Consider the following 23,498-nt stretch of genomic DNA (forward strand, 5'->3'; position numbering starts at 1 on the left):
CTGCCGCCCAGGCCGCCGCGGCCATCGCCGCCCAGCACCCCGACCCGGCCCCCGAACCGGGCGCGGATCCCGAGGCGGGGCCCGGTCCCGAGGCGGGCCCTGAGGCGGGTCCGAGGGCTGAGGGTGCTGACGATGGCGGGAGCCCGCGCCTGTGAGCCCGCCCGCTGGCCCTGCTTCCGGTTCTGCTCCTGGTTCTGCTCCTGGTGGTGGGGCCGGTGGGGCTGGTCTGGTTGAGGGTGACATGTTCACTTCTGGTCGGGCTGGTGGTCAGCGGGTGCTGGTGTGGGAGGGGGGGTGCTGCGGCACCGGCCAGCTCCCTGGCGTGGCACTCACCGGTCCCGGTGGAGGTGTTCTTCCACACCGGCCGCAGTCCCGGGCTGCGGGCCCTGTCAGGGGAGTTCACCCGTCAGCTCGACCGCCAGCTCTCAGCCCTGAGCCTGCTCAGCGCCCAGCGGCTGCTCGATGGCATCCGCGCCTACCGCACCCAGGGACGGGCCCCAACCTCCAGCGCAGTCAAAGACGCCCGCCAAAACTTCATGACCGCCGTCACGAAGGAACTGACGAGGAATCATGGTTTCTCTGAGTCCAGGGCCCGGGAGGCGGTGGGGCTGGTTGACCAGGCCCTGGTGGTGCTTCACGAGTCCGACCAGGTGACCTACGGGCCAGGTGACCCGGTGCTGGTCGGCGGGCTGGGCTCGATGGGAGTCGATCGGGTCAACTCCTCGATCGGCTCCCAGGGCAAGCCCGTGGCCAGGGTCCTGGAGCAGGCCGTGCTGGCCATCACCGCCCGCGCCACCGCCGCCAGCCACAACCCCACCCAGGCACCCGCCCCCCGCAAGCCCCCCGGCCTGAACCGATAACAACCAATCACACCCACCACCCGAACCCGACCAGACCAGAAACAGGTCGACCACCCAGCACCAACCCCACGCCAGGCGCCGGACAGACGGACCGGCGCGAGTCAGCGAGGCGCGATGAGCTCGATGTCCTCCCAGGGCAGCGGGTCGGGGATGGCGCCGACGAAGGCGCCGTCGACGATGTCCTCGAAGCCCGTGAAGACCCACTGGCCCTGGCGGTCCTGGAGCAGCTGGCCGGCGTAGAGGTGCTCGGGGCTGACGTAGCGCGCCGCGTCAATGTCCCAGGGGCCCAGCAGCGACTTGCCTGTGGCCACCCACACCCCGCCGGGGCCGGGCTCGGCCTGCATGTCGTCCCCGCAGGAGAAGACCAGGAGGTGCTCGCCGTCGACGCAGCGGGACTGGCAGACCTCGAGCTGGCCGAAACGGCTGGGGCTGCTCAGCGGGGGCAGGACCTCCCAGTGGTCGAGGTCGGTCGACACGGCGTGCCCCACGACCCCGCCGCGCTTGTGGTCCACGCCGCCGACCCGCGCGGTGATGAGCATGTGCCAAGCGCCCTCGTGGTGGAAGACGAAGGGGTCGCGCCAGGCCTCGTCCCAGGGCAGGGCGGGGTGCCACTTCTCATACCAGCGCCCGTCGGCCTCCAGGGGCTCGGTGGTCGCCCGCTCGAAGGTGATGCCGTCGCGGGAGTCGGCCCAGCCGATTCGCTGGACCATCCCCCGCTCGACGTGGGAGACCCCGGTGTAGAACACCCTGAGGGTGCCGTCGGGGCGGACGACGGTCGAGCCGGTCCAGATCGCCTTGTCGTCGAAGGCGGGGCCGTCGCTGTGGACGATCGCGTCGGGGCGAAGGGACCAGGTGCGCCCGTCGGGTGAGACCGCGTGCCCCACGCTCGCCCGGAAGTGGCGCCGGTGCGGGTCATGCAGGGCCCGCGAGGCGCGCAGGAAGAACAAGTGGTACTGCTCGCCATCGTCGGCGAGCCAGTGGTCCCATACCCAGTGGTCGGCCAGGTGCAGGCTCATGAGACGTCTCCGTTCGTGTTGGTGTGCACGGCTCTCAAGGGCCAGGCCGTGCGCAGTGTCATGGAGGAGAAGGTCGCCGTCCCGCCGTCCGCGTAGAGGGCCAGGCCGGTGTCGCCCTCCTCCAGGTAGAGCTGGTTGGACATGACGGTGTGGCCTCCGTTGACGAAGACCTCCACGCTGCCGCGGTCGACAAGGATACGCAGGTACACGTGCCGCGACTGCGGGTCGATCGGTGCGTGGGCACGGGTGTAGGGCGCGAAGGGCACCGCGGGGCGCTCCGAGGGGCCGCGGTCGACGTAGACCTCGCCGTCGCACACCCCGATGTTGGTGTGCCGGCGTCCGTCGGCCGAGCGGGCCACGCACACCCCGGCATTGGTCGCGCTGTCCCAGTCGATGTCGAGCTCGAGGTCATAGGCCTGGCCCGACCAGGGAAGGACGGCCATGGAGTCGTCCAGGACCAGGTCCTCGTACTCCAGCTCCCGGGGCAGCCGGTGGCGCAGGGCGCTGATGGGCATCGACACGAGGCAGTACCAGCCGCCCGGCTCGTGGCGCATGCGCACCTCCCGCACGATCGAGTACTGGCCGTTGTAGGAGTCGGTGTCCATCGTGGGCACGTGGCGTGCCGCGTACTTCCAGTTGTTGAGCCAGCCGATGGCGTGGCGCACCGTGCGCGGCTCATCGGCCGAGGGCCAGGTCACCGCGGCGTACCAGTCGAAGCCGTGGTCGAGCCACTGGGGCACAAGGTTGTCAGTGACGAAGCGCTCGCCGTCCCAGGACCCCACCCAGTAGGCGTAGGTGCCCAGCCCGCCGTGCTCCCAGCCGTCCATGGAGGCGGCCAGCACCCACGCGCTCGTGCCGTCGTCGGCGGTCATCTCAAATAGGTCGGGACACTCCATGCCGCCCAGGAAGCCGTTGCCGGACTCCGGGGTCAGGTAGTCGAAGTTGGAGACCCACTGCCAGTGCCGCAGGTCGGTCGAGACGTAGAAGGACAGGTAGCAGGCCCGGCCGATGACGCACACCCACCGGCCCCGCTGCTCGTCCCGGACGATCTTGGGGTCGCGGAACCAGCGGGCGTTGTCAATCTCCTCGGAGGTCGTGGCGCTCAGCGCGTCGGTGTTGGGGATAACCGGCTCCTCCAGGCGGGAGAAGCTCCGGCCCTCGTCGGTCGACCAGTGCAGGTACTGGGCCTGGTGGGTCATGTCGTTGCCGGGCAGCCGGGTGACCAGGGCGACGACGGCCCCGGCGCCGAAGCCCGCGGTGTTGTCGACGTCGACCACCGCCGAGCCGCTCCAGGCCGGGAAGTCCCCCTCGAGGGGAATGATGTCGCCGCGGTCGGTGAAGGCGACCTCATCGGTGGAGGTGGCCAGCCGCCAGCCCCCCGGTCCCGCGACCTCCTGGGCCTGCAGGTGCGGCAGGTGGAGCTCGCCGCCCAGGTAGTAGGGACGCTGGGCGTCGCAGGCCCAGCCGGACCGCGGGGTCAGGTGGTACAGCGCTCGGCGGCCGACGGCCGCTCTGGACTGTCCCGGCAGGGCCAGGCACAGCGCGCCTCCGGCGCCCGCCGCGGCGCTCAGCGTCAGGGCCGTGGCCAGCAGCCCGCGCCGGGACGGGCTCCAGGAGACCGCCGGCGGAACCGCCGCCACGGGCTTGAGCGGCTTCAATGGATTCATCGGTGTCATCGGTGATCCTCCAAGGGTGGTGACGCGAGGAGCGGACAGACAAAGACGAACAACGGACAAGGTGGACAGGACCGACGCAAGTCGACACAAGTCGGTGCAGGTCGGCACAGGTCGATAGCGGTCGGACGGGCTCAGCCCTTGACCGCGGTCCCCGCCAGGGAGGCGACGAAGGAGCGCTGGAACAGGACGAAGATGATGAGCACGGGCAGGGTGATGAGCGTGCCGTAGGCCATGATCTCCCCCCACACGGGGTTGAGCTGGAAGAAGTACTGCATGCCGACACTGGCGGGGCGCAGCGCCTCGTCCTGGACGACCATGAGCGGCCACAGGTAGGAGTTCCAGGCCGGCAGCATCGTGATGATGGCGACCGTCGCGAAAGTCGGGCCCGACAGGGGCACGATGATCCGGCGGTAGATCGTCCACCACGAGGCGCCGTCGACGCGGGCGGCCTCGTCGATCTCCTTGGGGATGTCGGAGAAGTGCTGGGCGAACAGGAAGATCGCCAGGGCGTTGGCCACGAAGGGCAGGATCTGGACCTGGTAGGTGTTGAGGATCCCCTGCTCGAGCAGGAAGCCGTCCTTGACCCAAGACACCGAGGGGAGCTTGGCCACCCAGTACACCAGCGGCACGGCGATCGTCTCGAAGGGGACCATGAGGGTGGCCAGGACCAGGGAGAGCACGATTCCCTTGCCCCGCCAGCGCATCCTGGCGATGGCGAAGCCGATGAGCGAGTTGACCACCAGACCCAGCGCGACAATGCCGACGGTCACGATGATCGAGTTGAGCAGGAAGTGCGCCGCCGGCACCCGCTCGAAGACGCCGGTGTAGTTGTCCAGGCTCAGGCTGCCCACCGGAAGGAAGGCCTTGACCGACCCCAGGTCGGCGAAGATCTGGGAGTCCTGCTTCAACGAGGACACGATCATGAACAGCAGGGGCAGGGCCGCCACCAAGGCGGCGAGCACGAGGCCGATGTAGGTCAGGACCCGCGAGCGCCGGAGGGTGGCCGCCCGGCCGCGGCGGGAGCGCTCGGGGGCGACCGCCTCGGCGACGGCGCGGGGCCCGTCGGGCCGCTCGGTCGGGACGGAGGTCGAGGGAGTATCCGGCATGTCAGTCCTTCTCCCGGGTGAGCCAGCGCTGGATGAGCGAGATGAGGAGCACGGCGACGAAGAAGATGAGGGAGATCGCGCTCCCGTAGCCCATGTCCTGCTCCCGGTAGCCCTTGCGCACGGCGTGGTAGACGAGTGTGGAGGTGGCGTCCTGGGGACCGCCGGCGGTCATGACGTCGACTTGGACGAACAGCCCGAGGGCGGCGATAGTGATGGTGACCAGGATGAAGACCATCGTGGAGCGCAGGCCCGGCCACGTGATGTAGCGGAAGCGCTGCCAGCCGTTGACGCCGTCGAGGTCGGCCGCCTCGTAGAGGGCCGGGTCGATCATCTGCAGGCCGGCCAGCCAGATGATCATGTGCAGGCCCACCGCCTGCCAGATCGACAACACGATGATCGCGGGCATGGCGGTGCCCGGCTCGGTCAGCCAGGGCACGGCCGTCCAAGCCCCTCCGGTCAGCGTGTTGAGCATCGAGTTGACCAGGCCGTTGTCCTCGTAGAAGAAGCTCCACAGGATGGACACGACGACCATCGAGGTGACCACCGGCATGAAGATGATGGTCCTGAAGGCGGTCACTCCGTTGACCTTCTGGTTGACCAGGATCGCCAGGGCCAGGGCCAGACCCGATTGGCAGGGCACGACGATCAGGGCGAAGAAGGCGGTGTTGGTCAAGGACCTCATGAAGGTCGGGTCCAGGGTGAATGCCCGGATGAAGTTGCTCAGGCCCACGAAGCTGGGAGGGTTGGGCGAGATGAGCCGGGTGTTGGTGAAGGACAGCACGAAGGTGAGCAGGATGGGGATGCCCATGAAGAGCAGGAGGAGCAGCAGGGCCGGCGAGGACATGATCCAGGCGGTCCGGACCTCCTTGCGCAGGGCGGAGCTGCGTGCCCGGGTGGACGTTGACATGGTCTTCCCTTCCCGGTGGGGGCGCCCGAGCGCCCCCACCGGTCTCGGATACGGTGTGAATGAGCTGACAGGACCTGCCGGTGAGGCGCTCAGCTCGCCTTGTAGCCGTTGTTGGACGTGATGTCGGCGTCGATGTCCTTGACGGCCTGGTCGAGGGTCTGCTGGACGTCGGCGCCCGAGACGATGTCGCGTGCCGCCTTGTCGAAGATCGAGGAGATGACCTTGTAGCCGGGGGTGGCCGGGCGCAGCAGCGCGTAGGTCGTGCCGATCTCGTAGATGGGCTCGAGCGGCTTGCCCTCGCCGTAGTAGTCGGTCTCGGCGGTGGCCGACTTTACGGAGGGAAAGTTGCCGATCGCGTTGGAGTACTCCACGAGGTACTCCTTGCCCATGAGGAACTCGATGAACTTCGTGGCCACCTCGGGGTTGGCCGATGTCGCCGAGACCCCCCACTGCCACGAGCCGCCACCGACGTGTGCGCCCTTGCCGAAGTCGACCGGCGGCAGGATGAGGACCTCCTCGGCGCCGAGCTCCTCCTGGGCGGCCAGGACCTTCCAGCCTCCGGTGTAGACCATGGGGACCTTGCCCTGGAGGAAGTCCTGGCCGTCCTCGGTCGGGGTCTGGGAGGCCAGGCCGTTGGCGAACAGGCTGCGGAACCAGGTGCCCCACTCCACGGCCTCGGGACTGTTGAGGAAGCCATCGGCGGTCGCGTAACTCTCCCGGTCGATGAGGTCCCCGCCGAAGGACTGGAGCATCGGGGAGTAGGCGTAGGGCCACCACTCGGCGGTGTCCCACACGCCCATGTCGATGGCGAACTCGTAGTCCGGCAGCTCCCCGAGCTTGGCCAGCGCGTCGTCGAACTCGGCCCTGGTCCAAGGCTGGTCGACGGTGGGCACGCGCGCGCCGATGGCGTCGATGGCCGACTTGCGCGCCAGGAAGCACAGGGAGGTGTCGTAGGGACCCACCGAGTACAGGGTGTCGTTCCAGTAGCCCTTGGCCGAGTCGATGACCGAGTCCTCCAGGTCCGCGGAGATCTCCAGGGGGGCGAGGTAGCCCGCCCAGGCCCAGTTCGGCATGATCGGGCCATCCAGGTCGAGGATGTCGGGCAGGTCGCCGGCCGTGGCCGCCGCCGCGATGGCGTCGTTGTAGGAGGCCTGGGGGTAGGGCTTGACCGTGATCGGGGTGTCGGGGTTGGCGGCGTTGAAGGCCTCGACGGCCTTGTTGACCACGGCTAGCTCCTCCTTGTTCCCCCCGTTGTGGGTCCACAGCGTCACGCCGGAGGAGCCTGAGCCGCCCTGCTGGGACGAGCAGGCGGCCAGGGTGGCCGCGGTCGCCGCGACGGCGCTGACACCGAGGAAGGTCCGGCGGGTGGTGATCATGATGGGCACTCCTTTGGGTTCGTCATGCGGGTTCCGATCCGGGGCTGCGGCCCCGGCGGCCTGAGGTGAGGTGCGGCGCCTACTCAGCGCCCGGTCTGCGCCCGTTCTGCGCCCGGTCAGCGCCCGCTCGGCGGCGCGGTCGAGCCGCGCTCGATGAGGGCGCACGGGAAGCGGGTCGTCGTGGGCGCCGGGGGCTCGGCCGCGCCGACAAGCGCGCGGGTCAACCAGTCGGCCATCTCGTAGTGCGGCAGGCGCATCGTGGTCAGCGCCGGGGCGAGGTTGGTCGAGATAAGCGTGAGGTCGTCGAAGCCGACGACGGACAGGTCGGTGGGGATGGACAGCCCCAGCTGTGCGGCGATCCGGTAGACGCCGGCGGCCATCCCGTCGTTGTAGCAGAACACGGCGGTGGGCCGGTCGGGGCGGTCGAGCATCCTGCGGGCGGCGTCGTCGGCCCCGGAGGGGTTGTTGGCCCCGCGCACGAGCAGGCCCTCCTCAGGCTCGAGGCCCGCCTCGCGCAGGACCTCGTGGTAGCCCTGGATGCGCAGCTCGGAGGCCACGGTCCTGGAGCGCGCGTCGGTGACGTGCCCGATGCGCCGGTGCCCCAGCGAGGTCAGGTGCCCCACGGCCAGGCGGGCGGCGGCGACCTCATCGGGCACGACGCCCGCGACCCCGTCCCGGTCGGCGAAGCCGTTGAGGACGGCGACGTTGGTCAGGTCAGGGTCGACATGCACCTCCTGGTGGTACATCGCGGCATGGATGACGACGTCGACGCGCCGGGACTGGAGCTCGCGCAGGGCCTCGGCGCTGCGCTGGGCGTCTCCCCCGGCGTCAGTCATGAGCACCGACCAGCCCAGCTCGCGGCAGGCGGTGAGGATGGCATCGATCATGGCCACGGCGTAAGGCGTGGAGAGCACCCGCTCGGCCAGGACCCCCAGGGTGCGGGTCCTGCCCTTGCGCAGGCCGCCGGCCAGCGCGTCGCGCACGTAGCCCAGCTCCTCGGCGGCGGCGCGCACCCTGGCGGCGGTAGCCACCGAGACGCGCCCCTCCGACTTGCCCGACAGCACGAGAGAGGCGGAGGCGGTCGACACACTGGCGGCGCTGGCGACTTCGGCAAGAGTCGGCATCGTTGTCCCTCTCGGCTGGGATGGTCTCGCCGGACCGCTGTGTCCGGCGACACCAGTGTGCACCCCAGCACACCCAAGAGTCAAACGATTAACGCTCCGAACCTCACGTCATTAATCGATTGACGCCTCGGCGGGGCTTCCCAGCGTGCAGGTGGGGTGCTCGGCGGTGGGACGCGCCGGGTGCGGGCGGCTGCGGCGCGGAGCCCACCCGCGCGGTCACAGGCTCCGGGGGCTGCGGAGCCAGTGGGCCTCAGCCTCGCGCAGGCCCGCGTACCCCCGGGAGCGCGCGAGCTGGGCGGCGAGCACCCCCACGACGGTCGAGGGGTTGTGGACGGCGCCGGACATGACCGCCTCGACAACCTCCTCCAGGGCGAACCAGGCGGGCCTGATCTCGGCCTCCTCATCAAGGCGGGGGACGCGCTCGTCGGCCTCGAGCAGCCGCAGCCCCCGGGCCAGGAAGCAGCGCGACCCCTCGGTGGTGAAGCCCGGTGAGGCGTAGGTGTCGACCAGCACGTGCCACATGCGGGCGGCGTGGTCGGTCTCCTCGGCCAGCTCACGCTGGGCGGCGAGCAGCGGTGGCTCCCCGGGGACGTCGAGCAGGCCGGCGGGGATCTCCCAGAGCATGGCGCGCACCGGGTGGCGGTACTGGCGCACGAGAAGGATCTCGGCGGCGCCGTCGGCCCGGCTGGACTCCTCCCCCTCGCGCAGGGCGACGATGCTCACGGCGTCGTGGTGGGCCACCGTCTGGCGGCGCACCGGCCGGGCGCCCCGGCTCAGGACCACGGAGTCGTCCTCGACGGTGAAGATCGGCCCGGACCAGATGCTGGCGTGGTCGACCACGGCACGGGTCAGGTCCGGCACGTCCTCGATACGGTCCCGGCTCATCAGCGCACCTGCCCGTCCTCGAGCGGCTCGTGGTCCCCGGCCGGCCGGAGGCCCGGCGGGTCCTGGGCTGGGGCCCCTCCTGACTGGGCCAGGCCTGCCGACACGAGGGCGATGAACAGCGGGTGGGCGCGGGTGGGCCGGGACTTGAACTCGGGGTGAGCCTGGGTGGCGACATAGAAGGGGTGGGCGGACCGGTCGAGCTCGACGAACTCGGTCAGGGCGCCGTCCGGGGAGGTGCCCGACACGTGCATGCCGACGGCCTCCAGGCGCTCGCGGTAGGTGTTGTTGACCTCGAAGCGGTGGCGGTGGCGCTCGCTGACCTCAGTGGTGCCGTAGGTGGCCGCGACGAGGGAGCCCTCGGCGAGCACGGCGGGGTAGGCACCCAGGCGCATCGTTCCGCCCAGGTCCGCCTCGCCGTCGACGACCTCGCGCTGGGAGTCCATCGTCGTGATGACCGGCTCGGTGGTCTGCGGGTCCATCTCGGTGGATGACGCCCCCTCCAGCCCGGCCAGGTGGCGCGCCGCCTCGATGACCATGCACTGGAGCCCCAGGCACAGCCCGAGGGTCGGCACCCGGTTCTCCCGGGCCCAGCGCAGGGCCCCGATCTTGCCCTCGATCCCCCGGACACCGAAGCCCCCGGGCACGACAACCGCGTCCACGCCCTCGAGGGCGGCCGCGGCCCCCTGCGGCGAGGCGCAGGTGTCCGAGGCGACCCACCGCAGCTCGATCCTGGCATGGCAGGCGAAGCCGGCGTGGCGGATCGCCTCGGAGACCGACAGGTAGGCGTCGTGGAGGTCGACGTACTTGCCCACGAGGGCGACGGTCAGGGCGTGGCGGGGCCGGCGCACGCGCTCGAGCAGGCCATTCCACTCGGTCCAGTCGACGTCGCGGAAGGGCAGGGCCAGCCGCTGGACGAGGAAGGCGTCGAGACCCTCGCGGTGGAGGGTGGGCGGCACCTCGTAGATCGAGGAGGCGTCGACGCACTCGACCACCGCCTCCCGGTCGACGTCGCACATGAGGGCCACCTTGTCCTTGACCCCGGCCGGCAGGGGACGGTCGGTGCGCAGGACCAGCGCGTCGGGCTGGATGCCGATGGAGCGCAGGGCGGCCACCGAGTGCTGGGTCGGCTTGGTCTTCAGCTCGCCGGCCGCCGGCAGGAAGGGCACGAGGGACACGTGCACGAAGGCCACGTTCCTGCGCCCCAGGTCGGCGCGGACCTGACGGGCCGCCTCGATGAAGGGCAGGGACTCGATGTCCCCGACCGTTCCGCCGATCTCGGTGATGATGACGTCGGGGACCTCCCCCTGGGCGTCGGGCTCGGCCTGGGCGCGCATGACGCGCTTGATCTCGTCGGTCACGTGCGGGATGACCTGCACGGTGTCACCCAGGTACTCCCCACGGCGCTCCTTGGCGATGACGCTGGAGTAGACCTGCCCGGTCGTGGCGTTGGCGCTGACCGACAGGGCGACGTCGAGGAAGCGCTCGTAGTGGCCGATGTCGAGGTCGGTCTCGGCACCGTCCTCGGTGACAAAGACCTCCCCATGCTGGAAGGGGTTCATCGTGCCGGGGTCGACGTTGATGTACGGGTCGAGCTTCTGCATGACCACGCTCAGGCCGCGCGAGCGCAGGAGGCGCCCGATACTCGAGGCGGTCAGGCCCTTGCCCAGGGAGGAGACGACCCCTCCGGTGACGAAGACGTGCCTGGGGACGCGGGTCCGGTGCCCGCCGAGTCGTTCAGATGCGCTGCTCACGGAACTTCAACGTAGCACGCGCCCTGTCACACGACTGTCGCATCCGCAACCCCGCCTCCGCCCGCGCCCAGCACGGGGCGGACCAGCACCGCGTCGAGCTGTGCGGCCAGGTCCTCGGCAGTGGGCAGCCCGGCGGCGGCCACGCGCGAGCGCCTCCGGGCGGCCTCGAGGGCTGAGGGGTCGGTCAGCAGGCCGCCGATGGCCGCAGCGAGCTCGTGGGGGTCGGGGGTGACCAGCAGCGCGGCGCCGCGCGCGGTCACCGCCGTACCTCCCACGTCGGTGGCCACGATGGCCGCCCCGGCGCGCATGGCCTCCTGGATGGCCAAGGGCTGGCCCTCCCACAGGCTCGTCTGGACAACGACGTCGGTGGCCCGCAGGAGCGCCGGGACGTCCTCGCGGCGCCCCAGCAGGGTCACAGGCAAGCGGCCCTCGGCGATCCTGCTCCTGGCGGCAGGCAGGCCCGGGCCGTCGCCCGCCACCGCCCAGGACAGATCCTCGGCGCCCGGTAGGCCGCCCCCCTGCGCCGTGCCGGCCAGGACGGCGGCCGTCTCCAGCAGCAGGTCGAGACCCTTCTGGGGCGCCAGGCGCGCCACGGTGAGCAGGCGTGGACGGGCCGCCCCCCAGGCGGAGTCCACCGAGGATGCCGGTGGTGCGGTCGGCCCGTCCCGGGGCTCGGGGGCGGGGATGACGGCGATGTCGACCTCCGTGGCCCCGCGGGCCAGCAGCCGTTCGGACAGGTCGGGGCTGACGGCCAGGACAGCGTCGGCCCGTGAGGCCACGAGCGCCTCGAGGCGCCGCCCGACGGCCGTGGTCAGCCGGCCCCCCACCGGCAGGTTGTGGACGGTGACGACCAGGCGGGTGCGTCCGGGCGAGCGCCGCCCCAGCGCGAGCGCCGCCTGGGCGCCGGCACGCAGGCCGTGGGCGTGGACGACGTCGGCGGATCTGCCCAGGCGGCGCAGCCTGGCCACGGCCCCGGAGTCGGAGGGCGCCGGCCGGGGGCCGATCTCCAGGACCTCGGCGCGCGCCCCACCCAGGTCGCTGCCGGCCAGGACCGCGGCCGGCGCCTCGACGATGACGTCATGGCCCGCGGCGGCCAGGATCCGGGCGCACTGGGCCAGGTGGGAGCGCACTCCCCCTGCGGCGGAGCCGCACAGCTCCAGGACGCGGAGGCAGTGGTCTTGCTCATTGCGCTGGTCGCCGGTGGGCCTCATTTACTCTCCTCTGTGCTCGCCGGGCTGCTGGCCACTGTGCTCGCCGTGGTGCTCGCCTCGGTGCTTGTCGATCCGCTCGGTCCAGGATGCCCGCCCACGCGCGCTCGGCGCAGCACGCCGAGCAGGGTGGGGTCGCCCAGCCGGGCGGCCGCCAGGACGGCTCCGGCCGCTGCGACCGCCCCCAGGCCGCCCACGGCGAGGCAGACGTGGACCTCGGTGGCCACAGCGCTGAGCCAGCGCGCGGCCAGTCCCGTCGCGACCGCGACGGGGACGGTCAGCGCCAGCGCCCGGACGGTGGGGGCCAGGACCCCGGAGCCGCCCGCGCGCGCCAGGGCCACGAGGACGGCTGCCCCGCCCACCGCCATCCCGACGGTCTGGCCCAGGGCCAGGGCCACCAGCGTGGCCGGGCCGTCCGCGCCCTCGGGCGCCAGGAACCGCACGGCCAGCCAGGAGGCCGGGACGACCGCGGCCCAGCCGACGGCGCTGGCCCACGCGGCGGCGCGGGTGCGGTCGGCGGCCAGCAGCGCCCGGCTCGCCTGGAGGACCAGGGCGTACCCGATCAGCCCGGGCGCCAGGACGGCCAGGGAGGCGCCCATGCCCTCGACGTCGGCCAGCAGGGCGAAGAAGCGTTCGGCGGCATGGCCGGCCGCCAGCAGCATGGCGGCGCCGGCAACGGCGACGGTCCCCACGAGCGCGGTGGATCGCGCGGTCATTGCCCAGGCGGGGCTCGGGCGCTCCTGCGGCCCGGCGGCGGGCTCGGGGGCCCCGCCGTCCCGCCCGGCCCCGCGGGCCTCGTCGTCGAAGGCGGCCGACAGGCGCGGGTACAGGACGGTGGCCACCGGCACCGCCAGGACGGCGTAGGGCAGGACGTAGACCGCCTGGGTGTACTGGTAGACGGCCACCGTCCCGGTCTGGCCCGCGGCCCGGGCCAGGGCAAGCACCGTGACGACACTGGCCTGCTGGGCCACGAGGGCGACCAGTCCCGCCCCGCCCAGGCGCAGGACGCGCGCCGCCGTCGGGCGGTCCAGGCGCAGGCCGGGTCGCAGGCGCACCCCGAGGCGGGCCACCGGCCACAGCAGTGGCAGGGACAGCGCGGCCACCCCCGCGGTCGTGCCCCAGCCCAGGACGGCCAGGGCAGCGGTCGAGGGTCCGGCGGGGCCCGTCATCCGCCCATAGGCAGCGTAGGCGGCCATGACCACGAGGCTGGAGGCGATGGGGGTCAGGGCCGGCCAGGTGAAGCGCCCGTGGGCCTGGAGGACCCCGGTCAGGACGACTCCCAGGCCGTACAGGGGGACCTGGAGAGCGAACATGCGCAGAAAAGAGGCCACGAGGTCGCGCTGGAGCCCCGGGTCGACGCCCTGGGACACCGGCATGAGCCCGGCGATCGGACCCGCCAGTAGCGCCAGTGCCAGCCCCAGGGGGACGAGGATGGCCAGCACGACGCCCAGGAGGGCCGAGGCCGTGCGTGAGACCTCCTCGTGCCGTCGGGCGCTGACCGCCGAGGCCAGAAGCGGGACGACCGTGGCGGCCAGGGCCCCGCCGACGACGACCTCGTACAGGACGTTGGGGACCTGGTTGGCCGTGGAGTAGGCGCCGGCGACCGTGCCCGCCCCCACGCAGGTGGCCTGGACGACCCAACGCGCGAAGCCCAGGACCCGGGAGGCCAGGGTCAGTCCGGCGACCGTCCTGGCGGCCCGCCCGTGGGACCGGTGCACCTGGGCCCGCCGGTCGTCCGGGGGCGCGGCGGGCCGCGGGGAGCCGGGGGGCGGCCTCACTCCCGGCGCCCCAGTGCGTCCAGGGCGGCCAGCGCGGGGGTCGAGGCGATGACGCGGCTGAAGGAGACCTTTTCACTGGCGAGCACAAGCGCCACGCCGGCCGTCATGGCCCCCAGCCGCAGGCTCCGGCTCGGGTGGGCTGCCACGGCGGTGCCCGCCAGCGCCCCGATGGCGTTGGCGCCGGTGTCCCCCAGCATGGTGTCCTCCATGAGGTCCTCGGGCAGCGCGGCCGCCGCGGCCCCCACGACGCCGGCGGCCAGGACGCGGGACGTCCTCGAGCGCCGACGGGGGTCGGCCAGGAGTGGCGCGCTGGTCAGGCAGGCGGTTTTGAGCGCCCTGCCGGGCCGCAGGTCCAGGAGGTTGTGAAGGTTGGCCCAGGCGGCGATGAGCACGGCGCTGGAGGCGGCGTCGGCGGCGAGCGCGCCGGCCGGTGCCCCCGGCTCGGCCCGCCTCCGGGCCAGCGCGGTCCCCGCCGCCAGCGCCCCGGCGCCGATGACGGCGATCTTGACCACCCCGGTGGTGACCCGTCCGGCGGCCAGGGCCCCCAGGTGGCCGCGCAGCCCCTTGGCCGGCTCATCGCCGTCGTGGGCGCCCGCGTCGAGGTCATCGACCAGCCCGGCGACCCCGCCGGCCGCGGCTGCTAGGGCGCCCGGGGCGCCGGCGCGGCCCGCCGCGAGCCCCGCGGCGACGGCACCGACCGCCACCCCCAGGCCTCCGCGCAGGCTGACCGTGCGCCCCCGGAAGTTCCTGCGCTCCAGGGCCGGGGCGGTCCGGGGGAGCTCGGCCAGTGCCCCTGACCAGCTGAGGGTGGATCCCACGGCGGCCAGTGCCACGGCCACCGGACCGTCGGCCCTCTGAACAGGCCCGGGTCCCGATGCTGTGCGTGCGGTCATGTCGGCCAGCCTAAAGGATTGATTCCCAGGGGTCGGCGGTTGTGGATGGGCGGTGAGCACCTGGTGGAGGCCTGCCCGATCTCGCGGTTCGACGAGCACCGCCACGAGAGATGCCGGAGCACGGCCCTCGGCCGGGGGCGCGGCTCGGCTCACGTGGAGGAGCCCCGGGTCAGCCGGCCGCCGGGATGACCGCGTCGGCGCCGTCGTTGAAGCCGTAGGCACCGATGGTCCCTGCGGCGGTGGAGGCCAGCGCCAGCGGGGTTGACACCGCGGCCGTGCTCTGACCCACCGAGTCGACAGTGGTCACCTGTGCCCGGGCCGAGCGCAGGAGGGCAACGACGTCGTTGTCCTGGTCCGCCGAGCCCACGACGACGGTCGGGCTGACCGAGGCGGTGCCCGCCAGGGCCGTGGCCCACGCGGTCGGGTCCTGGGAGGGGGTGGCCTCGGCAGTGGCCTGGGAGGCGGTGGCGGTGCGCGGTCCGATGACGACGATCATGTCGGCCGCGCCGGTGGGCTCGGCGTCCACGGTGACCAGGGGCGTGTCGGAGGCGGTCAGCAGATCCATGAGGGTCGAGGCGTCGGCCGTGTCGGATGTCAGTGCCGTCGCGAGCCCTTCGCCGAGGATGGCGTCGGCCTCCGTGGAGCGGGTCGTGGCGAGGTAGCCGGAGAACTGCCCCGAGTAGGTCACGCGGAAGCTCTCCCGGGACAGGTCCACCCAGGCGGTGGTCAGGGTCACCCGCCCGGTCACTGCCGCCCCGGACTTCTCCAGCATCTCGACCACCGTGTCGACGTCACTGCCGTCGACCTCGGGCATGAGGACGACGGCGACCTTCTTGTCCGTCAGCGTCCCGGGCAGGAGGGAGTCGGCGGCGGCGGTGATGTAGCCGTCGCGCTCGTGGACGGCCGCCTCCGTCTGCTCGAGCTGGGTCTGGGTGGCGTTGCGATCGGCCCGCAGGGTGGCGACCTGGTCGTTGAGGGCGGTGCCCAGGGAGTTCTGCAGCGGCCCGGCGCCCAGGACCACCCCGACGGCCAGCGCCAGGAAGACGGAGATGAGCGAGACCAGGTGGTAGCGGAAGTCGATCATGAGTGGTCCAGTCCTTGCTCAGACGGGGGGTGTGCTCGGGGCGATGCCCAGGAGCGAGCGGAAGAAGTTGACGATCTCGTCCCACATCGCGCCCGACAGGCCCAGGAGGGTCTGGCCGCCCGGGGTGGCGGCCAGGGCGACGAACAGGGCGACCAGGCCGGCCATCGCCAGGAGCACCAGCTGCCAGCCGGAGATACGTGTGCGGTACAGGCGCGAGACGCCCTTGGCGTCGATGAGGCGCCCGCCGACCTTGAGACGGGTCAGGAAGGTCGAGGACATCCCGGCACGGCCCTTGTCGAGGAACTCCAGGAGCGTGGCGTGCGTGCCCAGGGCGACGATCAGCTCGGCGCCGGCCTCGTCGGCCATGAGCATGGCGATGTCCTCGCTGGTCCCGGTGGCGGCGAAGACGAGGTGCTCGACGCCGAGGTCCTCGACCCGCTTAAGCCCCGGTGCGCGCCCGTCCCGGTAGGCGTGGACGACCACCTCCGCGCCGCTGGCCAGCGCCTTGTCGGAGACCGAGTCCATGTCGCCGACGATCATGTGGGGCTTGAAACCGGCCTCCAGGACGGCGTCGGCGCCGCCGTCGACACCGATGATGACCGGTTTGTACTCGCGGATGTAGGGCTTGAGGGCCTTGAGGTCCTCCTTGTAGGAGTAGCCGCGCACGACGACGAGCACGTGCCTGCCGCTCATGTCGGTGCGCACGGCCGGCATGCCCACGGCGTTGAGCAGCAGGTCCCGCTCGCCACGCATGTACTCCATCGTGTTGGCGGCGAAGGCCTCGAGCTGGACGGCCAGCCCCTCCTTGGCCGCCTCCATGGCGGCCTCGTTGGTCGCGGCGGTCTGGACCCGCCCTTGGGCGATGACGCCGTCCTTGCCCACCAGGCGCACCGTCCCCGCCGTCGAGGAGTCGGGGTCGAGGTCGATGTCCACCCGTTGCCCGTCGTGCAGGCGCATGATGTCGGCGCCCAGGTCGTCGACCAGGGGGACGCCCGCCTCGACGAGGATCCCTGGGCCGAGGTTGGGGTAGCGGCCGGACACTGAGGCCGCCGCGTTGAGCACGGCTGCCGGCCTGCACTCGACCAGCGCCTCGGCAGCGACCCTGTCCAGGTCGGTGTGGTCGATGACGGCGATCTCACCGGGCTGGAGGCGTTTGGTCAGCTTCTTGGTACGCGCGTCCACCCGCACCACCCCGCCGGAGCGGCCTGGTGCTGACGGCGTCTGCCTGCGCAACGGGTTCCTCACGCGTGGGATTCTGCCATGCCGGCCTCCTCGAGAAGCTCAGCGGCGTGGCGCAGCGCTGCCTGTGAGTCCTCGTGGCCCGAGAGCATGCGGGCGAGCTCGCGCACGCGGGCGCGGCCGGCCACTGCCTCGACGCGGGTACGTGTGGGGGCCGTCTCCTCCGGGCCGGCGGGCGCACCCTCCTGGCCGGGGCCGGGGGGTGGTGCCGGGGAGCCGGTCTCCTTGCGCACGACGAGCTGGGTGTCGGCCCAGGCGGCGACCTGGGCCAGGTGGGTGACCACGATGACCTGGTGGCGTCGTGCCAACCGGGCCAGACGACGACCGACCTCCCGGGCGGCCCGGCCCCCGACCCCGGCGTCGATCTCATCGAAGACGAGCGTGCGCCGGCTCGCCCCGGGGCGGTTGGAGGAGCCGGCCGGGGGCTGCCGGTCGCCGGCGGCCTCTTCGGCCAGGACCACCTCGAGGGCCAGCATGACCCGCGACAACTCACCCCCCGAGGCGCCCTTGCTCACCGGGAGGCTGGGCGCGCCGGGGTGGGCCGACAGCTCCAGGCGGACCGTCTCGGCGCCGGTGGGGCCCGGCTCGTCGAGGGCGTCGAGGGCCACGACGAGCCGCGCCCCGCGCATCTGAAGGCCCTCGAGCTCGGCGGTCACCGCCTGGGCCAGACGGTCGGCCAGGGCCGCGCGGGCGGCACTCAGCTCGTCGGCGCAGCGGTCCAGCTCGGCCTGGGCCGCCTCGAGCGCCTCGGCCAGGACGGCGCCGGTGTCCGCGGGGCCCTCGAGCCTACCGAGCCGCTCGGCGGCCGCGCGCCCCCACTCCAGGAGGGCGTCGACGTCCTCGTGCTCGATACCGGGGCCCCCGATGCTCCGGCAGGCGCGGGACAGCTCCTCCCGCCGCTCGTGAACCCAGGCCAGGCGCTGGGGGTCGGCCTCCAGGGTGCTGAGGTAGCCGGCCAGCTCCCCGGCGATGTCGGCGGCCACGATGCCCAGCTGGTGGACCCGCTCGGCGGCGTCGGCCAGCTGGGGGTCGAGCCGGACGGCCGGGGCCAGGGCCCGGTCCGCCGCCGCCAGCAGGGCCACGACCTCGGGCCCCTGGTCCTGACCCGCCTCATCCTGCCCCGCCAGGACGGCGAGCGCCGCCGCCACTGAGCGCCGCAGGTCCTCGGCGTGGTCGAGCCGGTCGGCCTCGGCCCTGAGCGCCACGTCCTCCCCCGGGGCGGGGTCGAGGGCCTCGAGCTCGGCGAGGGCCACGCGCAGGCCCTCGGCCTCCTGGGCGCGCGCCTGGGCCGATGACTGCCAGGTGTCCAGCTCGCGGGCCGCCTCGCGGCGGGCCGCGTAGGCCCGGGCGTAGCGGCGGCACAGCGCACGGTGCTCCTCGCCTCCCAGCCCGTCGAGCGCCGCCCGCTGGGCGGACGGCGAGCGCAGGCGCATCTGGTCGGCCTGGCCGTGGACGGACACGAGGTGGGCACCGACCTCGGCCAGGACGGCAGAGGGCACGGACCGCCCACCCAGGTGGGCGCGCGAGCGTCCCTGGGCGGGCACGCTCCGGGAGGCCAAGAGGAGGTCCCCGTCGAGCTCGGCCCCCGCCTCCCGGGCTCGGGTGGCGGCACGCGAGGACGGGTCGAGGGCGAAGGCCCCCTCGACCAGGAGGCGGTCTGCACCGGTGCGCACCGTCGAGGGGTCGGCCCGGTCCCCCAGTAGCAGGCCCAGGGAGGTGAGCACCATCGTCTTGCCCGCACCGGTCTCGCCGGTCAGGGCCGTCAGCCCGGGGCTGACGACCAGGTCGGCGCGCTCGATGACGCCGAGGTCCTCGATGTGGAGGGACTCGATCATCGATCCTCGCCCTGTGGTTCCGCCTCCTCGGGGGACGCGGCCCGCCAGCCCTGGACGGGCAGATCGAACTTGCGCACGAGGCGGCTGGAGAAGGGCGCGGTGTTGAGACGCGCCAGGCGCACGGGCCGGTCGGCACGGGTGACGCGGATGCGTGAGCCGGTCGGAGCCTGGAGGCAGCGCCGCCCGTCGCACCAGACCTCGGCGCCGCCGAAGCCGGAGTTCTGGATGACGACCTCCAGGCAGGAGTCAGGGCCCACGACGAGGGGCCGGGTGAACAGCGCGTGGGCGGCCAGGGGGACGAGCAGCAGGGCCTCGACCTCGGGCCAGATGACCGGGCCGCCGGAGGAGAAGGCGTAGGCGGTCGACCCGGTGGGCGTGGACATGATGAGCCCGTCGCAGCCGAAGGAGGACACGGCCTGGCCGTCGACGCCGACGGCCACCTCGAGCATCCGGGCCCGGTCGCGCTTCTCCAGGGCGGCCTCGTTGAGGGCCCAGTCGCGCGAGACGGTGCCGTCGGGGGTGCGCACCTCCACGGTGATCGTCATCCGGGTCTCGACCGTGTAGGCACCCGAGACGAGCTCGGCGACGACCTGCTCGACGGCGTCGGGATCGGCCTCGGCCAGGAAACCGACGTGACCGGTGTTGACCCCCAGTAGGGGCACGTCGCGTTCGCGGGCGACCTCGCTGGCACGCAGGATGGTGCCGTCGCCTCCCAGGACGAGGACGAGGTCGACCTCGGAGTCGGCGTGCGGCCCCACGGGCTCGACCCCGTGGGCGCGCAGGGCGGCCTCGGCCCGGGCCACCGCCGAGGCGGTGGGCGCGGCCTTGCGGTGCGGGGGCACCGGTTTGTCGTTGAGGTCGCGCTGGAGCACCATGACCCGGCGCGGTCGGCGGCCCTCGGGGGTGTCAAGGCTCATCAGCTTCTCCTTGTTGTCGTGGGCCGCGCGCCCGGCGATCCGGCCGGCCCGTGGGCGACGGCGCGGCGCACCTCGTCGGTCAGCGCGGGTCCCGTCAGGTCCCGTGGGCCTCCGGCGGCGCGGCCGTGCAGGGACACGAAGTACTCGACGTTGCCCGCGGGCCCCGGCAGCGGGGAGGCCTCGACGGCGTCGACCCCCAGCCCGAGCGCGTGGGCACGGGCAACAACGGTCAGGACGGCATCGACGTGCAGGCCGCTGTCCCGCACCACTCCCCCGTGGCCGAGCCTGTCCTTGCCCACCTCGAACTGGGGCTTGACCATGACCAGGAGGTCGGCGTCCGGGGCGGCCGCACGAACCAGTGGCTCCAGGACGAGGGTCAGGGAGATGAAGGACAGGTCCCCCACGACGAGCCGGGGCGGTGGGGCGACGGCTTCGGGGTCCAGGGTGCGCACGTTCGTGCGGTCCATGGCGGTGACCCGGGGGTCGGAGCGCAGGGACCAGGCGAGCTGGCCGTAGCCCACGTCCACGGCCACGACATGCTCGGCGCCGCGGCGCAGCAGGACGTCGGTGAACCCTCCGGTCGAGGCGCCGGCGTCCAGGCACCGCCGGCCGGCCACGCGTGGAGCCAGGCCCCTGGCCTCCAGCGCGTCGAGTGCGCCTGCGAGCTTGTGGGCCCCGCGCGAGACGTAGTCGTCGGCGCCGGGTGCGACCAGCTCGATGGCCTGGGCGGGGTCGACCTGGCGTGCCGGCTTGTCCACCACCGCCCCGTCGAGGGTGACGTGCCCGTCGGCGATGAGCTGGGCGGCGTGGGCGCGCGACCGTGCCAGTCCCCGTCGGACCAGCTCGGAGTCGATGCGGATGAGTCGTGCCATGCGGTTCGTGCCTGATCGGGTGTGCGGTTCCTGGTGTTTCCTGGTGGTCGGTGTCGGTCCGGCTCTCCTCCGGCGGCGGGGCCGGGCGCCCGTGGTGCCGGGGGCACCGGGCTCAGCCCTGTGCCTGCCTCAGGACCGCGGACAGGCTGGCGTGGACGGCGACGAGCTCCTCGACGCGCTCCCCCAGGGGCAGGTCCTGGGCGGCGTCAAGACGCGGCCCGTGGTCGGGCAGCTCCTGGGCGGTGGTCCGGTCCTCGTCCCGGCCCGCCGGCCCGGGACGGGGCGTGGGCTGCGCCGTGTCCTGGGTCATCGAGCGCCGTCCTGTCAGCTCCGGACCTGCAGCCCGGGGACGCGAAGCGTCGTGGCGTCGCCGTCGCGCTCGTCGAGGTACTCCCACACCGCGCAGGCCAGGGCGCGGTAGTCGTCGAGGCCGACCTCGACCACGTCCTGAGGGTCACCGACGACGGGGCCTCGGCCCTCCAGCTCGGGCACCCCCGCACGCACCCGGGCCCGGGCCGCACCGACCTGCCACCATGGGGCGCTGTCTGCGGCCGTGCGCACCGGCTCGGGGTGGGCCTGGCCCAGGCCGCGCAGGTCGGTGTGGAGGAAGCAGGGGCGCTCACCGGGGGCGGCGAGCACGACGTCCCGGGCGGTCGAGACCCCGGTGAGCACGTGGAGGGAGGCGATGCCCGCGGCACGGGCTCCGACGTGGTCGGTGTTGAGGCGGTCGCCCACGGCCAGCGGGGTGGTGCCGCCGGAGCGGGCGAGCGCCCTGCGGTAGATGCCGGGGAAGGGCTTGCCCCCGGCGATGGGCTCACGGCCCGTGGCGTTGACGATGGCGGCCACGAGGCTGCCGTTGCCCAGTGCGAAGCCCCGCTCGGTGGGCAGGGTCGCGTCGAGGTTGGTGGCCACGTGCATGGCCCCGGCGCTGATCGCGTAGAAGCCCTCGCTCAGCAGCGCCCAGTCGACGGCAGGGTCGTAGCCCTGGACGACGGCGGCGGGGCGGTCCTCGGCCGAGGTGACGATGGTGAAGCCCTGGTCGGTCAGCGCCTCGCGCAGCCCCTGGCCGCCGACGACGAGCACGGACGAGCCGGCAGGCAGGTGCTCGCGCAGGAGCGCGGCGCCGTCCATGGCGGCGGAGAAGACTTCCTCGGTCCGCGCCTCAATGTCGTTGCGCGCGAGCTTGTCGACCACTGCCCCGGGCGCCCGGGAGGCGTTGTTGGTGACGAAGGACAGGCGCATGCCCTGGGTGCGGGCCGCGTTGACCGCCTCGGCGGCATGGGGGATACGGGCGTCGCCGGCGAAGCAGACACCGTCGAGATCCAGCAGCGCGACGTCATAGGCGCGGTCCAGCGGCCAGCTCGAGCCCAGCAGCCGTGCCGGGGCTGCCGACGATAGGTCGGTCATGTCATTCCTCCTTGTCGTGGGCCGGGTCGCCCTCCCCCAGGATCTCGGCCAGCTCGGCCTCCACCCTGGTGGCGAAGGAGCCCGACCACATCGCATCGTCCTCCAACGCCTCATCGGCCTCGGAGGCGCTACCGGGGGCACGGTCGTCCTCGTCGTCGGGGCCGGCGGGTGAATCGGCACCGCCCTCTTCAATCGCCTCAGCGTGGCCGGCCGCCGGACCATCCGTGACGGCGGCATCGCCGGGCAGACCGCGGTCGGCATCCTGCTCGTCCTCGCGGTCCTCACCGTCGTCGTAATCGTCCTCAATGTCGAAGACCTCGACCTCGTCGTCAGGTGCCTCCGGGGCGTCGCCGATGCGCCGGCGCACCGCCTCGGCCTCCTCCAGGCGACCCAGTTCCTCGAGCCTGTCGGCCCGCACCGAGTGCAGACGGCGCAGCGTCTCGCGGTCGCCGCGGAACATCATGATCGCCTCCTCGACGACCATGAGGCCGACCTCCGGGTGTCCCATCTCCTGCCTGATGCCGGAGACGACCATGGCAATCTCGGCCTCCTCGACGTCGTCGAGCTGGGCGGGGTCTGCACCCTTGGCGGCCTTGAGCGCCTGATCGTAGCGCCCGAGCGCACGCTCGCAGTCGGCCTCGATGGCCCGGTGCAGGTCCATGCCCGACAGGCGGCGGGCGGCACGGATGTCGCGCAGGGCCTCCTGGTAGTGCCCGGACAGGTAGGCGGCGATGCCCGCCGACTCCCTGACGACAGCGACGCGGCCGGCATGCGAGGCGGCGTAGCGGGCGTGCCGGAAGGCGAGCTCCGGATCGGCGTCGAGCAGGCGCTGAACCATAACGAGGTGCCGCGCGACGTTCTCGGCGTTGGCCCGGCCCAGCGCACGCAGCTGCCGCCGTGCGGAGGCCTCGAGGTCTTCGGGCGCGACGTCGGCGGGCACCGGAGGCTCAGGGACCCGTGCCCGCTGGGGCGGGCGAGTGCCCCGTCCGTGAGCACCGGCGAGTCCCCGGCGCCCGGCCTCTCCACGACCGCGCCCACCCCCCCGGGCATCGCGGTGACCCCCACGAGACTCCCGGTCCTCGCGGCGCCGGTCATCGCGGTAACCGCCCCGGTCCGGGCGGCGGCGATCGTCCCGTCGGTCATCGCGGTAGGAGTCCTCGCGGCGCCGGTCATCGCGGTAACCGCCCCGGTCCGGGCGGCGGCGATCGTCCCGTCGGTCATCGCGGTAGGAGTCCTCGCGGCGCCGGTCATCGCGGTATCCTCCGCGTTCCGGGCGGCGGCGGTCATCGCCTGCTGAGCGACCGTCCTCACGCCCGCGTCGGTGCCACTGGCCCGAGGCATCCTCACGACCGAACCCGTGCCGGTCGCGCCGTTGCGCGCCGCGGGAGCCACCCGTAGGCCGGGAGCCGTCGCGCCTGTCGTGGGGCATGTTCCTTCTTCCTCCGGACGTCCTCGCAGCGTGTGCCGTGGGTGTGGTCAGAGCGTACACGGAGCGTGTGTTGGGTGTGGGTCAGGCCCGGGTCGACGTGGTGTCGGTCCGGGCCTGACTGGGTGTGTGCTCGGC

Annotated in this window: 21 protein-coding genes; 2 read left to right on the plus strand and 19 right to left on the minus strand. The window is 73.0% G+C overall.

What is annotated here, in order from left to right; translation table 11 throughout:
- The first annotated feature begins 347 nt into the window (after positions 1-347).
- Entirely contained in the window at positions 348-860 is a 513-nt protein-coding gene (locus tag Q4C85_RS10475; RefSeq protein WP_303141899.1) for a polymorphic toxin type 15 domain-containing protein, read from the plus strand.
- A gap of 101 nt (positions 861-961) precedes the next feature.
- Here the strand turns inward: Q4C85_RS10475 and Q4C85_RS10480 are convergent, their stop codons facing one another.
- The 19 genes from Q4C85_RS10480 to Q4C85_RS10570 form a co-directional block, all read right to left on the minus strand.
- Entirely contained in the window at positions 962-1,876 is a 915-nt protein-coding gene (locus tag Q4C85_RS10480) for a glycoside hydrolase family 68 protein (protein ID WP_303141901.1), read from the minus strand.
- On the minus strand, positions 1,873-3,543 hold the full coding sequence (locus Q4C85_RS10485; RefSeq protein WP_303141902.1) for a glycoside hydrolase family 32 protein: 1,671 nt from the start codon (positions 3,541-3,543) through the stop codon (positions 1,873-1,875). The genes Q4C85_RS10480 and Q4C85_RS10485 overlap by 4 nt, the downstream gene beginning before the upstream one ends.
- A gap of 140 nt (positions 3,544-3,683) precedes the next feature.
- Positions 3,684-4,658: a carbohydrate ABC transporter permease gene (locus Q4C85_RS10490; protein ID WP_303141904.1), complete on the minus strand. Its 975-nt coding sequence runs from the start codon at positions 4,656-4,658 to the stop codon at positions 3,684-3,686.
- A gap of 1 nt (position 4,659) precedes the next feature.
- The gene (locus tag Q4C85_RS10495; RefSeq protein WP_303141906.1) at positions 4,660-5,565 is read right to left on the minus strand and encodes a carbohydrate ABC transporter permease; all 906 of its coding nucleotides are present in this window, start codon (positions 5,563-5,565) and stop codon (positions 4,660-4,662) included.
- Positions 5,566-5,654: 89 nt separating this feature from the next.
- Positions 5,655-6,941 carry a sugar ABC transporter substrate-binding protein gene (locus tag Q4C85_RS10500; RefSeq protein WP_303141909.1) on the minus strand — a complete coding sequence of 429 codons (1,287 nt, stop codon included), beginning with the start codon at positions 6,939-6,941 and terminating at the stop codon, positions 5,655-5,657.
- Positions 6,942-7,057: 116 nt separating this feature from the next.
- Positions 7,058-8,065: a LacI family DNA-binding transcriptional regulator gene (locus Q4C85_RS10505; RefSeq protein ID WP_303141911.1), complete on the minus strand. Its 1,008-nt coding sequence runs from the start codon at positions 8,063-8,065 to the stop codon at positions 7,058-7,060.
- A 216-nt stretch (positions 8,066-8,281) separates the two neighbouring features.
- Complete coding sequence (locus Q4C85_RS10510; RefSeq protein ID WP_303141913.1) at positions 8,282-8,950, minus strand: NUDIX domain-containing protein; 669 nt, start codon at positions 8,948-8,950, stop codon at positions 8,282-8,284.
- The gene (locus tag Q4C85_RS10515) at positions 8,950-10,701 is read right to left on the minus strand and encodes a CTP synthase (protein ID WP_303141915.1); all 1,752 of its coding nucleotides are present in this window, start codon (positions 10,699-10,701) and stop codon (positions 8,950-8,952) included. The genes Q4C85_RS10510 and Q4C85_RS10515 overlap by 1 nt, the downstream gene beginning before the upstream one ends.
- Positions 10,702-10,727: 26 nt before the next feature.
- The gene (locus tag Q4C85_RS10520) at positions 10,728-11,912 is read right to left on the minus strand and encodes a glycosyltransferase family 4 protein (RefSeq protein ID WP_303141917.1); all 1,185 of its coding nucleotides are present in this window, start codon (positions 11,910-11,912) and stop codon (positions 10,728-10,730) included.
- Positions 11,909-13,687, minus strand: coding sequence for a murein biosynthesis integral membrane protein MurJ (gene murJ / locus Q4C85_RS10525; RefSeq protein ID WP_368501448.1), 1,779 nt, complete (start codon positions 13,685-13,687; stop codon positions 11,909-11,911). Before murJ ends, Q4C85_RS10520 begins: the two co-directional genes overlap by 4 nt.
- Positions 13,684-14,580 carry a hypothetical protein gene (locus Q4C85_RS10530; RefSeq protein ID WP_303141920.1) on the minus strand — a complete coding sequence of 299 codons (897 nt, stop codon included), beginning with the start codon at positions 14,578-14,580 and terminating at the stop codon, positions 13,684-13,686. Before Q4C85_RS10530 ends, murJ begins: the two co-directional genes overlap by 4 nt.
- A gap of 169 nt (positions 14,581-14,749) precedes the next feature.
- On the minus strand, positions 14,750-15,664 hold the full coding sequence (locus Q4C85_RS10535) for a copper transporter (protein ID WP_303141922.1): 915 nt from the start codon (positions 15,662-15,664) through the stop codon (positions 14,750-14,752).
- 18 nt (positions 15,665-15,682) lie between these two features.
- A complete protein-coding gene (gene steA / locus Q4C85_RS10540; RefSeq protein ID WP_303141925.1) occupies positions 15,683-16,909 on the minus strand; it encodes a putative cytokinetic ring protein SteA in 1,227 nt (408 codons plus the stop codon).
- Complete coding sequence (gene recN / locus Q4C85_RS10545; protein ID WP_303141926.1) at positions 16,906-18,738, minus strand: DNA repair protein RecN; 1,833 nt, start codon at positions 18,736-18,738, stop codon at positions 16,906-16,908. The genes steA and recN overlap by 4 nt, the downstream gene beginning before the upstream one ends.
- The gene (locus Q4C85_RS10550) at positions 18,735-19,613 is read right to left on the minus strand and encodes an NAD kinase (RefSeq protein WP_303141939.1); all 879 of its coding nucleotides are present in this window, start codon (positions 19,611-19,613) and stop codon (positions 18,735-18,737) included. Before Q4C85_RS10550 ends, recN begins: the two co-directional genes overlap by 4 nt.
- Before the next feature lie 41 nt (positions 19,614-19,654).
- Positions 19,655-20,527: a TlyA family RNA methyltransferase gene (locus Q4C85_RS10555; RefSeq protein WP_303141928.1), complete on the minus strand. Its 873-nt coding sequence runs from the start codon at positions 20,525-20,527 to the stop codon at positions 19,655-19,657.
- Positions 20,528-20,639: 112 nt separating this feature from the next.
- Entirely contained in the window at positions 20,640-20,837 is a 198-nt protein-coding gene (locus Q4C85_RS10560; protein ID WP_303141930.1) for a hypothetical protein, read from the minus strand.
- Positions 20,838-20,851: 14 nt separating this feature from the next.
- Complete coding sequence (locus Q4C85_RS10565) at positions 20,852-21,934, minus strand: HAD-IIA family hydrolase (protein WP_303141933.1); 1,083 nt, start codon at positions 21,932-21,934, stop codon at positions 20,852-20,854.
- 1 nt (position 21,935) lies between these two features.
- Positions 21,936-22,874 (minus strand): hypothetical protein, encoded by a 939-nt coding sequence (locus tag Q4C85_RS10570; protein WP_303141934.1) that lies wholly within the window; start codon positions 22,872-22,874, stop codon positions 21,936-21,938.
- 48 nt (positions 22,875-22,922) lie between these two features.
- Here Q4C85_RS10570 and Q4C85_RS10575 point away from each other — a divergent pair, with 48 nt between their 5' ends.
- Entirely contained in the window at positions 22,923-23,231 is a 309-nt protein-coding gene (locus Q4C85_RS10575; RefSeq protein ID WP_303141937.1) for a hypothetical protein, read from the plus strand.
- Positions 23,232-23,498 lie beyond the last annotated feature (267 nt).

The organism is Actinomyces sp., from assembly GCF_030524025.1.
GTDB lineage: Bacteria > Actinomycetota > Actinomycetes > Actinomycetales > Actinomycetaceae > Actinomyces.

What these genes read in the sequence shown, in the direction of transcription:
- Q4C85_RS10480 (WP_303141901.1), bottom strand. Translation starts at nt 1,876, where the DNA reads ATGAGCCTGCACCTGGCCGACCACTGGGTATGGGACCACTGGCTCGCC.
- Q4C85_RS10485 (WP_303141902.1), bottom strand. Translation starts at nt 3,543, where the DNA reads ATGAATCCATTGAAGCCGCTCAAGCCCGTGGCGGCGGTTCCGCCGGCG.
- Q4C85_RS10490 (WP_303141904.1), bottom strand. Translation starts at nt 4,658, where the DNA reads ATGCCGGATACTCCCTCGACCTCCGTCCCGACCGAGCGGCCCGACGGG.
- Q4C85_RS10495 (WP_303141906.1), bottom strand. Translation starts at nt 5,565, where the DNA reads ATGTCAACGTCCACCCGGGCACGCAGCTCCGCCCTGCGCAAGGAGGTC.
- Q4C85_RS10500 (WP_303141909.1), bottom strand. Translation starts at nt 6,941, where the DNA reads ATGATCACCACCCGCCGGACCTTCCTCGGTGTCAGCGCCGTCGCGGCG.
- Q4C85_RS10505 (WP_303141911.1), bottom strand. Translation starts at nt 8,065, where the DNA reads ATGCCGACTCTTGCCGAAGTCGCCAGCGCCGCCAGTGTGTCGACCGCC.
- Q4C85_RS10510 (WP_303141913.1), bottom strand. Translation starts at nt 8,950, where the DNA reads ATGAGCCGGGACCGTATCGAGGACGTGCCGGACCTGACCCGTGCCGTG.
- Q4C85_RS10520 (WP_303141917.1), bottom strand. Translation starts at nt 11,912, where the DNA reads ATGAGGCCCACCGGCGACCAGCGCAATGAGCAAGACCACTGCCTCCGC.
- Q4C85_RS10530 (WP_303141920.1), bottom strand. Translation starts at nt 14,580, where the DNA reads ATGACCGCACGCACAGCATCGGGACCCGGGCCTGTTCAGAGGGCCGAC.
- Q4C85_RS10535 (WP_303141922.1), bottom strand. Translation starts at nt 15,664, where the DNA reads ATGATCGACTTCCGCTACCACCTGGTCTCGCTCATCTCCGTCTTCCTG.
- recN (WP_303141926.1), bottom strand. Translation starts at nt 18,738, where the DNA reads ATGATCGAGTCCCTCCACATCGAGGACCTCGGCGTCATCGAGCGCGCC.
- Q4C85_RS10550 (WP_303141939.1), bottom strand. Translation starts at nt 19,613, where the DNA reads ATGGTGCTCCAGCGCGACCTCAACGACAAACCGGTGCCCCCGCACCGC.
- Q4C85_RS10555 (WP_303141928.1), bottom strand. Translation starts at nt 20,527, where the DNA reads ATGGCACGACTCATCCGCATCGACTCCGAGCTGGTCCGACGGGGACTG.
- Q4C85_RS10560 (WP_303141930.1), bottom strand. Translation starts at nt 20,837, where the DNA reads ATGACCCAGGACACGGCGCAGCCCACGCCCCGTCCCGGGCCGGCGGGC.
- Q4C85_RS10565 (WP_303141933.1), bottom strand. Translation starts at nt 21,934, where the DNA reads ATGACCGACCTATCGTCGGCAGCCCCGGCACGGCTGCTGGGCTCGAGC.